This is a genomic window from Flavobacterium sp. KBS0721, assembly GCF_002007065.3.
Lineage (GTDB): Bacteria > Bacteroidota > Bacteroidia > Flavobacteriales > Flavobacteriaceae > Flavobacterium > Flavobacterium piscis.
In genome coordinates, this window is sequence record NZ_CP042170.1 from 2,154,369 (window position 1) to 2,167,717 (window position 13,349).

Sequence of the window (13,349 nt, forward strand, 5' to 3'; positions counted from 1 at the left end):
GTTGTTTTTGGTATTATGCATACGCACATATAATTCCGCCCATTAATGTTAGGGTTAAAATCCAGTATCCGGAATTGATAAAAATATATTTCCAGGATTTTCTTTCGAATAAACCATTAATAGCCAGCATTGGAAAAGCAAAAAATAAACCCGATATAAAACCATGAAGAGCTCCATGTTTAAAAGTACGATATGCAGTTCCGTAATCGGCCATAAAAGCAGCGAATGAAGGTTTTGCGGTTTCTATCAAAGGAGGTCCGCCAACCATTCCTACTGCTCCGGACTGGTGAATTGTTAATGCTGAGATAATCATAGTCATCATTAAAGAAAAGATGTAAGTGAGTCCGAAAATTTTAATCATATTTCCGTTTTTCAGAGCTTCTGATGTTAGCCCGGCCTCTCTCATCCAGACCGTTCCGAAGACTTTAGGATTATACCAGATAAAACCGGTAATAAGAGTAGTTAATGCCGAAATAAAAAATGGTAAGAAATTCATTTCCATGAGATTAGGGTTTTTAGATTAGTTGTTCAAATTTAAACAAAAAAGTAAAGATAAAAGTATTTTAGTTGATGCAATATTATAAGGTTACTATGTTGATTGCCATTATTTTGTATTTGTTAATCTATAATTCTATTCTTGAAAATGTGTTTTAAATTGTATGCAATAATTCGTACAGCATTTTTCTTTAAATAGGGATGGAAAAACCTTATTTCTTCGGATAAAAAAATAATATATAATTAAGAGCTTATTTTTTAAGAATTTGCTTTTTTTTTATAACTTTAATTCATCAATTTGCATAATAAAATTGAACGAAAAAATAATCTAACCTTTTTAATTATAAAATTATGGTAGTACAATATCAAGGTGAGCAATACGGTAAATCAACTACATTTACGATCAGAATAATAGGTAATAACTTGTCTAAAAGTAGTTCTAATTACCAAATCGATTTGTTGGTAGGCGATAAGCAATTACCGATTTTTACCACAGCAATTCATCAAAGTTTGTCGAATTGCCTAAAAGAGATTTATTTGTTTAGAAAACATAACGGAATCGTATTTAAAGCTTCATCAGAAAAAGTAGCAACAACTTTAGTTCCTTATGACCAAGTCTTGTATAATTATAATAAGTATGCTTTGTTTATGGCTTAAGTCAATGCTTATGATTATAAAAAAAAGACTGTTCTAAATTTTAGAGCAGTCTTTTTTTGTTTGAGCTTTTAATATCTTTTTATTCTACTATTCTGGATTATACATTTTGTGTGTAAAAAACAAATACGGTTTATAAGTGAGATCTTAAAAATTAGTATTTACTTTCTTAGAACGGTCTGCAATGTATGACATCAGCCAGGTTACTTGTCCGTCTTTTACAAAGTATATTTTCTTTGTTGCCAAATTAGGCATACTTTCCAGGAAATTTGCTAAGATGTTGTTGGCAGAAATAAGGTATTTCTGGTCGTATGTTTTCAAAACTCTTTCTATTTCTGTATTCGTCTTAGCAAGGTTATTGTACTTGGTGAAATTATTCTTCAGGATTGCATCGTAATTAATAACGTCTTCTAAGGTTAAAGCAACATAATGATCTTTAACGTTTTCATTATAATACAGCGTTGAAAAAGCCCATACTGCTCCTCCTGATAAATAAATTTTTTCTTTCTTTAATAAAAGAGGATTTGCATCAAGCATTTCTTTGATTTTCTTACGTAAAACGGTATTAAAATCAAAAGACTTTTCCTGATATGTCGACATATCATTGGCTTGGCTTGGATTTACAACAGTCTTTTTTACAGCATCTGTAAGTGTCATTGTACCAAAATCAAGTTCTAAAGGAATAAACTCTAATTTGTTATCTTCAAGTTCATCAATATATCCGCCCTTAGTAGTTTGGGCACCAATGTCCAGCAATATGGCATTAGCGTAATCAACAGGCGGTATAGCACCTTTAACTAGTATTTTAGCTTCTTCGTCAACGTTGATTATGTCAAAACTTTTGCTGGTAAGAGTTGTAATTTTATTTCTTAAAACATCAATGTTACGGGCAGATGAAAAAACGGGAGAAGCTACTATAAATATATTTGCTTCAGTAATTTTAAAGTCGGCTCTTACTTTCCTCAATTGATCAGCCACTATAATACTGGTTTTGTTGATGTCTTCCTGAGGTAGTTCGCCAAAACTGGCAATATGTTCTGCAAGACTAATTCTTTCATTCGAAAAATAAAGAATTTTATAGTCTGCTTTCTTGATGTTATTGATCTCAAGGACTGAAGTTTTTATTGCTCTGCGTCCGATTTCAATTCCAACATAAACATTTTTTTGAGAAAATGAGTTAATGGAAAAAAATAAATTTAAAAGAATAAAAAATAAAATCTGGGGCTTGTTTGTTTTAAACATTGGATTTAATTATGGTTATACTATAATTTTGAATAACTGACTTTAAAATAATTATATGTGGTATTTATATGAAAGTCATAATTTTATATTGAAAATAACAGGTTTCAATATGAGATCGCAAATTTATAAAAACATTTACTAACATAAATGCAGTTATTAGAAAATATGGCATTTAATTATTATAAGGATATTTTTGAATTAAGGAAAGATGATTTTATATTTCTAATGTGCTGAAAAAGAATGATATTCACGGATAATTTGTAAATAATGAATATTGTTTTTGCTTTGTTGTAAGAAGCGTTTTTGTTGAAATCGTTTTGAATTCTTTGATTTTCTGTATTTTTTTGAAACTAGCTTATATTTTTTAAATAAAAAAAAGCTCCAGATTTCTCTGAAGCTTTGTCTTAGTTGCGCCAATAGTATAATTTTGGAACTGTCTTGTAGATGATAAAATATCACAAAAGTTATTTTATTCCAAGATTTCCGTCGTTGATTTTGTACTTGGAATGATTCTAGCAAATCCGAATAACGGGATTAATTTAGTTTTAAATCGAATATAGTCCTAAAACGTTATACCTGATTACACTATATTAGTGATAAATAATTACTTATAATTCTGACTTTTATAAGTAGTAATTCTACAAAAACTTTAGAATTAAAAACTGAATTCGTATATTGTTCTGCTAAATTAACTATACCAGGCATATATTTTAATATAGCTGCTTTAAAACCTTTTTCAGTTCATTTTAATAGAAACCATCCAGATTATGAAAAAAATCCTATTGCTCTCCCTTGTACTCTTAGCTTTTACAGCGTGCTCAAAACATGAAACAAAAAAAAATATTGCGATCACCGGAATAGATTCTACATTGCGACCCGGTAATGATTTTTTTAGATATGTAAATGGTAAATGGTATGATTCTGTAGCAATACCTGCATCTCAAGCCGGCGTTGGCGCCTATATGTTTATGAATTATCCGCAGCGAATGCGCCTGCAAGGAATATTAGACAGTATTTCGCAAAGCAAAAATCCGGAGGGAAGTATAGCACAAAAGGTAGGAGATTTTTATGCATCAGGTATGGATACTGTAACGATTGATAAACGCGGTTATGAACCTATTAAACCGCTACTTGCTAAAATTGAAGCAATTAGCGATTTACCGTCCTTAATGAACTTTGTAGTTAATCAGGCAAAGGTTAACAATCCTTCTATTATAGCTTTTGGAGTGTCACCCGATCAGAAAAACAGCAGTATGAACATTGCTGAAATCTATCAAACGGGTATTGGTTTGCCGGACAGAGATTATTATTTTAAATCAGATGCTTCAACTGTTGCTATACAGAAATCGTACAAGAAATACCTTGCTACATTATTTCAACAAACCGGCAGCAATGCCAAAGAGGCTGAAAAGAATGCTGATTTGGTTTACGATATTGACAAACAACTCGCCATTTCGCATAAAACAAAAGTTGAACTTCGTGATGTGCAGGCAAATTATAATAAAATAGCTGTGACAGATCTTGTAAAAAGACATCCGAACATCGACTGGACTACTTTTTTAAATAATTTAGGTGCTAAAACCGATTTCATTAATGTTGGTCAGCCTGCCTATTATGATGCCGTAAATAAGCTCTTAAAAACAATCCCAATTAATAATTGGAAAATTTATCTGAAAGCAAATTCTTTAGAAAGATATGCAGATGATTTAAGTAAGCCTTTTGCAGATGCCTCATTTGAGTATACCAAAGTGCTTTCTGGTCAGGCTGTTCAAAAAACACGTGGCGAAAAAATGGCAAATGTCCTTGACAATAACTTAGGCGAAGCATTGGCTGAATTGTATGTAAAAAAATATTTTTCAGAAGATGCTAAAAAACGAATGTTAGTTCTGGTGAATAATCTGCAAAAAGCCTACGCAAAAAGAATTGATAATCTGGAATGGATGAGTCAGGCTACGAAACAAAAAGCAAAAGAAAAATTGGCAGCCATGACTAAGAAAATAGGATATCCGGATAAATGGAAAGACTATAGTAAGGTAGACATAGCAAGGAATACGTATTTTGAGAATATGGTTTCGGCCGCTACAGCTGCATATCAATTTCAATTGGCAAAATTGGGCAAACCAGTCGATAAATCAGAATGGTATACTACGCCTCCAACGGTAACGGCATATAATAACCCTACTGCAAATGAAATTGTTTTTCCTGCAGGTATTTTACAAGCCCCATATTTTGATAATAATGCAGATGATGCCCTTAACTATGGAGGTATCGGAATGGTTATAGGTCACGAAATAACGCACACTTTTGATGATCAGGGGGCTCAATATGATAAAGATGGAAACCTAAAAGACTGGTGGACAAAAGAGGATTATGCGCAGTTTAAATCAAGAATACAACAGGTTATTGATTTGTACAGTACCTATACGGTTTTAGGCGATTTACATATTAATGGCGCCATGACAGTTGGCGAAAATACAGCAGATATTGCCGGAATAGCAGTTGCTTATGATGCTTTTAAAATGACCGAACAAGGAAAAGGAAATACAAAAATTGATGGTTTTACTCCAGACCAGCGCTTCTTTATTTCTATAGCCAAAATATGGAGAGTAAAAATGAAAGACGAATTCCTGCGTTTGTGGATTAACAATAATCCGCATTCTCCACCAAATTGGCGTGTTAATGGTCCGCTAATGAATACCACGCCTTTTTATAATGCATTTAATGTGCAACCGGGAGATAAAATGTTTTTACCGAAGAAAGACAGAATAACAATTTGGTAATAATCCAACTTTCTGAAGTATTTCCATGAAAAAATGCGCAAATCTCACAGAGAAATTTGCGCATTTTTTTTGTTTCTTCGAAATTATAAATTTTATAAAATCTCCTATTTATACTTACTCAAATCCAGATTAAGAACAGTACCAACTCTGCTGAACTCTTCATTAATCTTTGCATTCAGGATTAGTTGTTCATTCTTTATTGGATGATTAAAAACTAACTGATGCGCATGAAGCATCATTCCGGTCAGATTATAATTCTCCAGCCATAACTTATTTTGTTTGTTACAACCATGCGGACGACTTCCTAAAATAGGATGAAAAATATGCTTGAAATGTTTTCGTAATTGATGCATACGTCCCGTTTCAGGAATCGCTTCTACCAAACAATATCGTGACGTTGGTTTATTGTTAAATTCTAGCTCAACTTCGGCATTTTGCAAACGATGAAAGTAGGTTATGGCATTTTGTGTAATGTCATCATCATTGGTTAAGTCATAATCAATCGTTAGTTCTTCGGGTGACCAGCCACGTAAAATGGCCAAATATTTTTTTTCGACTTCGCGTGTAGCAAAACGATCATTCATAATTTTCAAAACATCCTTATCCAAGGCAAATAATAAGACACCAGATGTTTTGCGATCTAACCGATGAACGGGGTAAACGTGTTGTCCTATTTGATTTCTCAATTCCTGAATAGCATACACCTTTGCATCTCGCGCATAAAATGATTTGTGAACCAGCAACCCGCTTGGTTTGTTAATTGCGACAATATATTCGTCTTGGTAAAGAATTTCTAACATTCGGCAAAAGTAAAAGAGATTTCGAGTAAAATCGCTTTTATTGCTTATTTTAATTCTATGCTTTTCCTTTTTTATTTTAGATTGGAAAATAAAAAAGAGACTCGAAAGTCTCTTTGTAGCAGTAATGTATTTTATGAAATATTCAACATAAGGCAAAAATTAAAAAAAGCTGCAGATTTCTCTGAAGCTTTTGTTTTGGCAACGGGTTATATTTTCTCGGAATAATTCTGATATTTCTACCTATTAGATTTTAACTAATTCTACTCTTCGATTTTCTGCTTTATTTTCTTCTGAATTATTAGTTTTTAAAGGTTTTTCAGCACCAAATCCAGATGCTTTTAGTCGCTTTATATCAATCCCTTTTCCTGCCAAAGCGTACATTACAGTGTTGGCTCTTTCAGTTGAAAGCTTTTTGTTTCGTTCAGCGGTGCCAGAATTATCAGTGTGGCCTTCTATTGATAGTTTTAGTTTTGGATCGGTATCCAGTAATGCAAAAATTTCATCAATAGCTTTTTGTCCATCTGCTTGTAAAGAGGCTTTATCGGTATCAAAGTTGATATGCAAAACAGCTTTCCCGGTTTTGTCAATATCGGTTTTCATTTGTGCTGCAGAGTACTTTTCTATGGTTTGCACAAAATCCTTAAGTTCCATTATAAAAACATTCCCTTGTGCCGAATTGGATTGAATGTTTACCATATATTTTTTTCCATTGTTTTTAAAGGCATATACAGCAAATGGAGAATCACTTTCTCTCAAAAGTCCGCTAGTACCGTGTTTTCCACTCCACATGTTTTTTTCTAATTTTGCCTTGTCGTTTTCATCCTGTGGAAAATCACCTTGATATATTTTTTTTACACCAATTTTGTCCATATAGTCGTAAACACTTTTATCAAAAAGTTTTTGATTAAAATCTTTACCTCCCTTACCTTCAAAAGCTAAAATTCCTAATTTACCCTCGGTTGTATAAACAGAACCTCCGATATAGTTTTGCATTGTTTCATAATCAAAAAATTCTGAAACACCATCTTTCTCATTCGCTATTGCTAGCCCTGATGGAGCAGTGATAAACGGAAAGTTTCCAATATTTTTTAAGTCGGGCATTTCGTCCCAATTTATTTCAGTCGATGTTGTTTTCTTATCTATAGCTGCTGTTTTAGTTGTATCCGCATTTTGTTCAACTGTTTCGACTTTTTTTTCATTTTTACAAGCAAATAATACTATTCCTAATAGTGCAACGAGGGCTGTTTTTTTCATTTTTTATATTTTCTGTTTACATTTTTCGATTTTAAAATATACTTTACAAATTCGGTAACTTGATGTTTTGTAAGTACTAAGGTATAATTATTTTCTATAATATGGTTTTTTTGTTGCAGCTTAATTAGGCAGAAATTTGATTAATTTATGCAGAAAAGAGTTTGATAATATTTTACTTGAAGGTGTTTCTGCTATTCGTTTGTATCGTCTTATCCGCAAAGAACCGGCTAAAAAGGATAGCGCTTTTATTAGAGTATAGAAAAACAGCTCTCCGAAGAGTTCTTCTGAAAAGATATGCGAATGTTTTCTGACTTCGCACCTGAAATCTGAATCTGCTTGCTGGCGCGAGCATACCGTTCGTGAACGCAAAGTAAAGTTGACAAAGGAATCATTTTAGTAGTTCGCCGCGGCGAAGACTCGAACCTGTGTCCGCCGCGGCGGATATGAGCCCGACGAGCTAAATTTATTCCATAAAAAAAGCTCCAGATTTCTCTGAAGCTTTTGTCTTAGTAGCGGGAACAGGACTCGAACCTGTGACCTTCGGGTTATGAGCCCGACGAGCTGCCTACTGCTCTATCCCGCGATGTTTCGGGTGCAAAGATAAGCACTAAATACGGTTATGCAAAGAAAATTATGAATTATTTTTAAATTGAGATGTTTTTGTGGTAAATGCTTAAATTATAGTCTTTTAAATGTGTAGAATGTAAAGCTTACATTTTATAGTCTAATAATTCTACATAAGGATCTCCTTTTAAACCTAATAAAAAAGCAAAAGCAGGCTCGGTTTTGTAGCCATTTTGTTTGAGCTTGATGATCTCTAATCTAAAATTTTTGCCTTTCGATTGTAGAATTTCATGTTCGATGATCATGTGTTTGTATCCGTTTTGATCTTTAGTCGGAATGTTTTGTCCAAAGACTTCAATTTCAAAATTATCTATTTTGAAGTTGGCAATAATAGATTCCTTATTATCAATGATTGCCTCTCTGATGCTGAAATTATTTTCTTTTTCGAAAACTGAATTTAGTTTTTCTATAAAATTGGTTTTGTCTTTCCAATAGCAAATAATATCCAAATCACTGTTTTCAATATCAATGTCGATAGGAATTGTTCCGACCAAAATGGGATCAAATTCAGCAAGATTCAATAAAATCTTATTTCGGGTTAAGATTTCAAATGCCTGTAGTTGTTTTTGATTTCCGTTTTTTAAATATTCAATAGTGCCAAAGTCTATCATTGCTGTAATTTTAATCAAAAATCTAAAATAGAATTTTTACTTATTCCTTGATATAATTCTTTTCTTCTTTAATCTCAGCCTCAATTCTTTTATTAATATTGATTTTAGCTTTTGTAAAAACAAAAATAGTGGTTTTGTACTCGCGTGCGTATTTATTGGTTATTTCGCCTGCAATAGTAGCTGTTTGAAAATACGGGCTTGTTTCTTTAAATTCAGTGCTGTTTTCTTCGTGATTTTTAATTCGGATGAGGTTTTTATACTGAATGTTAAGATCAAACCAATTGACATAATCAGCATTAAAAGAAACCGCTTTTATTCCTTTTTTAGAATAATAATTGATGGCACCGGCTTGTCCGTAATTATCGCAAAGCACTAAGGTTTCTTTTTTGTTTGGCATTAGGGCATAAACCGAATCTGTTTTTCGGGCGAGCTCTTTCCATCCCAGCATGTCGGCAAAATCTTGTGGTAAATCGTGATCTTTTCCGTCTTCCCATCGAAGCATTCCTAGTTTTTTATATTTTTCAGGATTTTTTATAAAATATTCCGGGCTTTTATTGGGAAAAGACAGATTGTACATCAGAATAAAAAATAATAACGGGATGATAATAAATACTGGTTTTAAGTAACGTTTCCAGCCTGCTTGCAGTATTTGCGAAAGAAAAACAGCACCAAAAGCAATATAAACAGGATATAAGCCAACTGCATAATAGGCTTTGGCCTTAAAATACATAAAGATGACAAGCGTAAAAATTAGCGATGCAAAAAAGAATTTGAATCTGGCAAAAGGTTTGTAAAACAGCAAAGCATACAAAGCCGCAATGATAACAAAGAAAGAACCTATAAAAAACAATACTTGTTCTTTTAGAAATCCCGTTCGATCTACATTCACCAATTGTGTTGCTGACAATTCTTTCATATGATGCACAATAGGAAAATGATTGTTGTATTGCCATAAAATGTTTGGAAGTATTAAAAGCAATCCCGTAATCAGCGCCAAATAAAGTTTTTTCTCTGTGAATACTTTTCTCTGACTTGATAGCAATAGGGCAGGTAAGAGGCCAATGAGTAAAAACAGAATGTTGTATTTATTTAAAAAACCTAAAGCAAATACGATAGCGCTTATAAAAAGCCATTTAGGTTTTTCTGTTGAAAAGTATTGAATCATAGTATAATAAAATCCCGTCCAGCACAATACATCTAAAGAGTTGGGTTGATACAGCATATTAATTCGTAATAATGATGAAAATACAATACAGCTTGCGCCTAAAACAAGCGCATATAAATTGCCTTTTAAAACCTCGATAGATTTCCAGACTATTAAAAGTGTTACAGCACCAAAAAGGGCAGGGAAGAACCGGACCCAAAAAACACCATTACCCAATGAAAATATAATATAAGAAATCCAGGACGTTACGGGCGGAACCGATAAATAACCCCAGGCCAAATGATGCGCCTGATCGAGATGTAAATATTCATCGCGCTGCAAATCATATTCAGGACTTATTAGTACATATTGCAAAATAAATTTTAGAAGGATAAACCCAATCAGGATTATTGTTTTTTTGGTCATGAAGATTTGGTTTGTAGTTGGTTAATGGTAAAGCTAATATATAATTTATTTTGAATTCTGAATAAGACAGTTTATTCTCTTATATGTTACATAATAAAAAAGCCCCAGATTTCTCTGAAGCTATTATCAAAAATTCAATATCGTGAATTGAAGTTCCTTTTGGAATTTGGAATTTTATTCTTTTTTGGAATTTTAGAAAAATTTATTCCTCTGATGCCTCTTCAAATTCCATGTGGTCGATTTTTTCAACTTCAATAGGTCTTGAAGCTTTTAGTTTATTGAATCTTTCTAATTGTTCTGTTTCTCCTTCTTCACCGCTGAAATAAGGGAAAACATCCATAATTGGAGATTCTGAAACTGCCGGGATCGAATATTCTCCCATCGTGCTTTGCATTACATGAAGCGTATTGTCGTAAGCTTCTCTTACATCATTTGCCTGCACTAACAAATACATATTCGATTTTCGTTCTTTACCGCTTTCTTCATCATAAGCCATTAATGAAACTTTCGATTTAAACCAACGATCTGCATTTTCAAAAGGATGAATTTCGGCATAATTGGCCACTTTTATATTTGTGATTTTAAATTCTTCACTAATATAAGCCGCCATCTCTTCATTGATTCTTTTTTCGGCTTCGGTATAGGATAAAGCATCAACCAAATAAGGTTCGGTTAAAACTTTTTGTCCTCCGGTTTCGTCAGTCTTTCTATATTTTACTTTGCATTCGTACCAAGTTGCGCTCATCTCTATTAATTTTTAAGGATGCCAAAGATAGATTTTACAGGAAAATAAACCCTTATTTCCTGAAATAGATATTCACAATTTTAGTTACTTTTTGGTAATGTTTTGAATGTCTGTTGATTGTGATTTAGGAAGATTTTAAAACTTAAATAATTCTACATAATCTATTTGTAAGGCATCGCATACTTTTTCTAAAGTTGAAAGAGTTGCATTGGCGTTTCCTTTTTCCAATCGGGACATATTACTTTTCTCAAAATTGCATTTTGCAGCTAAATCCTGTTGCGTAATATTCTTCTCAATTCTAATTTCTTGAATTCGTTTTCCGACTTTTTGCTGTATGGTCTTTTTCAAATTAATTATCTTTTATGATAATTCAAATTTTGTTATATATTTGTGCAAATAGGTTATCTTTTATGATAACTAGGTAAATTGCTTATCATGGAAACAATTGAAATTAAAAAGCTAGAAAATCTGAAACAATTAATTGCCAGACATCACAATATTAATAATAAGGCTACTGCCGAAAAAGAGATGTGTACAACTCATATTAATCTACTCAATTATTATGAGCTGGGCTGTATTATTACCGAGATGCTAAAATTATGTGTTTTGGCATTGGATCAGGACGCACATCAAATTTCGGAGACCCGAAAAAATCCTGCTATTAATGTGAGTCTTATTTTAGAAACTGTGCTCGGGATGTTTCCTCTTGGTGAATTGGAACTGTTAAGTGAAATTACTGAAATGATGAACTCAGATTCTTAAATTAATAAAAAGGATTAAAAAGAAATGGAAAAGCCTTTTTTAGAACATTATTAAAATAAGGTTAAACCAAAACTCCATCCAACCCATCCTGTTATTCCGTTGCCATTGTCTTTTATTACATTATAACGTTTTGTTCGATTTTGAACAAAAGTAGAATTATTGATTTCCGGGCTGTTTTTATCTCTTCTTTCGGAGGAATAAAGATTAAAAGAAGGTCCTGCAGATAATGCTACACCTTTGAATACACGAAAGGTAAGCGGAGAATCGAATTTATATACAAAATTATATCGGTCCCAATTTCCTAAATAAAGATATTGAATGCTGATTTCGGGATTATAAGTAAGACGATTTCCTAACAGGATATTTTTCCCTAACCCAAACCCAAAAGAAGTTAATTTCTCTTCGTTAGTTCTTTCGCTTTTTCCTGCCATCAAAATAGTGTACAGTTTATTATCTCCCGTTTTTATGGCTAAATTAATATCCGAAATTTCATTGCGTGTAACACTAAATTTTTGATAACCACCTTTTTTAAAGTTTAATAATCCAAAACTATAACCTGATGGTGACCCCGTAATATTAATTAATCCAATCTGGAGTCCGTCTAATTCTTTGGCATAATTTAATCCCGCGATTTGCATCCCGCGGACTTGTTGATGTCCTGCATTATAAATACCTGAAATTTGCAATCCGTTTTGAGAGCCGTTTACATTATTATAAATAGCTGCGATTTGAATGCCTTTAGCATCCAGCTGAACATGGTTGTAGATGCCGGATATTTGCAAGCCTATCTGCGAACCTTTTACACTGTTATGAATGCCGCTCATTTGCAAACCGTTAAGATCTCCAAATACATTATTATAGATTCCGGCCAACTGAACCCCTTTTACAGATCCTCCCACAGTATTAAATAAACCTGCCATTTGTAAGGCATGAACATTCATACGGTTGATATTGTACAGTCCGGCCATTTCGACCCCGCGAACCCCGCCGGTATATCCGCCTAATAAGTTTAAGGAGAAACTACTGTTAATTTGCGAATTCATCATACCGCGCGTACTCAAACTGGGAATTAAAGAAGCTTGTACGGGAACTTCGGATATAAGGCCTCCAAGGTTTAGGGATTGTATTTTTTGTCTCGAAGAAATAAAGAAACGCCCAATTCCCGTTCGTTCAACTGCAGAAAAATCGCCATCGACATAATCTTCATTTGATTTTCTGGCACCCATCTGGATCTTAATTTCCGAAAGAAAAATAGTGGTTATGGTTTTATAATTTTCTTTTACAACAGTCAGCTCGATGGTTTGGGGGATATTTTTTAGTTTTAATTCAAAAAAACCTTCCTTATCTGTTAGCGTAGATTGTAAAGCATTCCGTTCGTAAACACTGGCATTTTCTATACGTTTGTTGGTTTTTACATCCGTAATGTAACCATTTACAACCTGATAATCGCCCACAACGCTGTTTTTTTCTAATACAAGCGCCAATTCTAAGGGAGCGTAACGCAGAATAATAAATCCTTTTGATTCTTTATATTCATATTTGTTTTTTAATAATTGATCAAGAACTTCTTTTACGGTCGATTGATCAGCATGAATGCTTACAAGGCTGTCTTTTGCGACTAACTTACTGTAATAAGCAAAGCGAAAATTTCCTTTTTGTTCCATTATTTCCAGAATCTTGCCTAATGGTTTTTTATCTGCCTGAACAGAGATTGGAGTATCCAGCATAGATTGGGCACGAGCACTAAAAAAAGGAGCTGAAAAAAGTATAAATAAAATCGATATAAGAGTAAACCTTGAATTACTAAGCATA

At 33.0% G+C, this 13,349-nt stretch carries 12 protein-coding genes and 1 tRNA gene; 3 read left to right on the forward strand and 10 right to left on the reverse strand.

All coding sequences use genetic code 11. The features are described from left to right. Positions 1-13: 13 nt before the first annotated feature. Entirely contained in the window at positions 14-502 is a 489-nt protein-coding gene (locus B0M43_RS09505) for a DUF1761 domain-containing protein (protein ID WP_078008554.1), read from the reverse strand. Between the two features lie 344 nt (positions 503-846). Here B0M43_RS09505 and B0M43_RS09510 point away from each other — a divergent pair, with 344 nt between their 5' ends. Next, positions 847-1,152 (forward strand): hypothetical protein, encoded by a 306-nt coding sequence (locus B0M43_RS09510; RefSeq protein WP_065449339.1) that lies wholly within the window; start codon positions 847-849, stop codon positions 1,150-1,152. Between the two features lie 144 nt (positions 1,153-1,296). Here B0M43_RS09510 and B0M43_RS09515 read toward each other — a convergent pair whose 3' ends face one another. Then, the gene (locus B0M43_RS09515; RefSeq protein WP_078008553.1) at positions 1,297-2,391 is read right to left on the reverse strand and encodes an exopolyphosphatase; all 1,095 of its coding nucleotides are present in this window, start codon (positions 2,389-2,391) and stop codon (positions 1,297-1,299) included. A 767-nt stretch (positions 2,392-3,158) separates the two neighbouring features. Between B0M43_RS09515 and B0M43_RS09520 the strand changes: the two genes are divergently transcribed. After that, positions 3,159-5,171, forward strand: a complete 2,013-nt coding sequence (locus tag B0M43_RS09520) for a M13 family metallopeptidase (RefSeq protein WP_078008552.1) — start codon at positions 3,159-3,161, stop codon at positions 5,169-5,171. Positions 5,172-5,275: 104 nt separating this feature from the next. Here the strand turns inward: B0M43_RS09520 and B0M43_RS09525 are convergent, their stop codons facing one another. The 7 genes from B0M43_RS09525 to B0M43_RS09555 all read right to left on the reverse strand — a co-directional run bounded on the left by B0M43_RS09525 (position 5,276) and on the right by B0M43_RS09555 (position 11,123). Then, the gene (locus B0M43_RS09525) at positions 5,276-5,971 is read right to left on the reverse strand and encodes a pseudouridine synthase (protein WP_078008551.1); all 696 of its coding nucleotides are present in this window, start codon (positions 5,969-5,971) and stop codon (positions 5,276-5,278) included. 243 nt (positions 5,972-6,214) lie between these two features. Next, on the reverse strand, positions 6,215-7,225 hold the full coding sequence (locus tag B0M43_RS09530) for an OmpA family protein (protein WP_078008550.1): 1,011 nt from the start codon (positions 7,223-7,225) through the stop codon (positions 6,215-6,217). A gap of 510 nt (positions 7,226-7,735) precedes the next feature. Continuing rightward, positions 7,736-7,808: transfer RNA gene (locus tag B0M43_RS09535), tRNA-Met, on the reverse strand. 127 nt (positions 7,809-7,935) lie between these two features. Beyond that, positions 7,936-8,460 (reverse strand): DUF4269 domain-containing protein, encoded by a 525-nt coding sequence (locus B0M43_RS09540; protein ID WP_078008549.1) that lies wholly within the window; start codon positions 8,458-8,460, stop codon positions 7,936-7,938. Positions 8,461-8,500: 40 nt separating this feature from the next. Further along, on the reverse strand, positions 8,501-10,030 hold the full coding sequence (locus B0M43_RS09545) for a glycosyltransferase family 39 protein (protein ID WP_078008548.1): 1,530 nt from the start codon (positions 10,028-10,030) through the stop codon (positions 8,501-8,503). Positions 10,031-10,232: 202 nt separating this feature from the next. Then, positions 10,233-10,775 carry a DUF4494 domain-containing protein gene (locus B0M43_RS09550; RefSeq protein WP_078008547.1) on the reverse strand — a complete coding sequence of 181 codons (543 nt, stop codon included), beginning with the start codon at positions 10,773-10,775 and terminating at the stop codon, positions 10,233-10,235. A 135-nt stretch (positions 10,776-10,910) separates the two neighbouring features. Then, the gene (locus tag B0M43_RS09555; protein WP_078008546.1) at positions 10,911-11,123 is read right to left on the reverse strand and encodes a helix-turn-helix domain-containing protein; all 213 of its coding nucleotides are present in this window, start codon (positions 11,121-11,123) and stop codon (positions 10,911-10,913) included. Between the two features lie 87 nt (positions 11,124-11,210). Between B0M43_RS09555 and B0M43_RS09560 the strand changes: the two genes are divergently transcribed. Next, complete coding sequence (locus B0M43_RS09560; protein ID WP_078008545.1) at positions 11,211-11,537, forward strand: hypothetical protein; 327 nt, start codon at positions 11,211-11,213, stop codon at positions 11,535-11,537. A 50-nt stretch (positions 11,538-11,587) separates the two neighbouring features. Here B0M43_RS09560 and B0M43_RS09565 read toward each other — a convergent pair whose 3' ends face one another. Continuing rightward, complete coding sequence (locus B0M43_RS09565) at positions 11,588-13,348, reverse strand: STN and carboxypeptidase regulatory-like domain-containing protein (RefSeq protein ID WP_078008544.1); 1,761 nt, start codon at positions 13,346-13,348, stop codon at positions 11,588-11,590. Between the last annotated feature and the right edge of the window lies 1 nt (position 13,349).

Excerpts from the sequence above, each read along its gene's own strand:
- B0M43_RS09505 (WP_078008554.1), bottom strand. The coding sequence starts at position 502 with ATGGAAATGAATTTCTTACCATTTTTTATTTCGGCATTAACTACTCTT.
- B0M43_RS09510 (WP_065449339.1), top strand. The coding sequence starts at position 847 with ATGGTAGTACAATATCAAGGTGAGCAATACGGTAAATCAACTACATTT.
- B0M43_RS09515 (WP_078008553.1), bottom strand. The coding sequence starts at position 2,391 with ATGTTTAAAACAAACAAGCCCCAGATTTTATTTTTTATTCTTTTAAAT.
- B0M43_RS09520 (WP_078008552.1), top strand. The coding sequence starts at position 3,159 with ATGAAAAAAATCCTATTGCTCTCCCTTGTACTCTTAGCTTTTACAGCG.
- B0M43_RS09525 (WP_078008551.1), bottom strand. The coding sequence starts at position 5,971 with ATGTTAGAAATTCTTTACCAAGACGAATATATTGTCGCAATTAACAAA.
- B0M43_RS09530 (WP_078008550.1), bottom strand. The coding sequence starts at position 7,225 with ATGAAAAAAACAGCCCTCGTTGCACTATTAGGAATAGTATTATTTGCT.
- B0M43_RS09540 (WP_078008549.1), bottom strand. The coding sequence starts at position 8,460 with ATGATAGACTTTGGCACTATTGAATATTTAAAAAACGGAAATCAAAAA.
- B0M43_RS09545 (WP_078008548.1), bottom strand. The coding sequence starts at position 10,030 with ATGACCAAAAAAACAATAATCCTGATTGGGTTTATCCTTCTAAAATTT.
- B0M43_RS09550 (WP_078008547.1), bottom strand. The coding sequence starts at position 10,775 with ATGAGCGCAACTTGGTACGAATGCAAAGTAAAATATAGAAAGACTGAC.
- B0M43_RS09560 (WP_078008545.1), top strand. The coding sequence starts at position 11,211 with ATGGAAACAATTGAAATTAAAAAGCTAGAAAATCTGAAACAATTAATT.
- B0M43_RS09565 (WP_078008544.1), bottom strand. The coding sequence starts at position 13,348 with ATGCTTAGTAATTCAAGGTTTACTCTTATATCGATTTTATTTATACTT.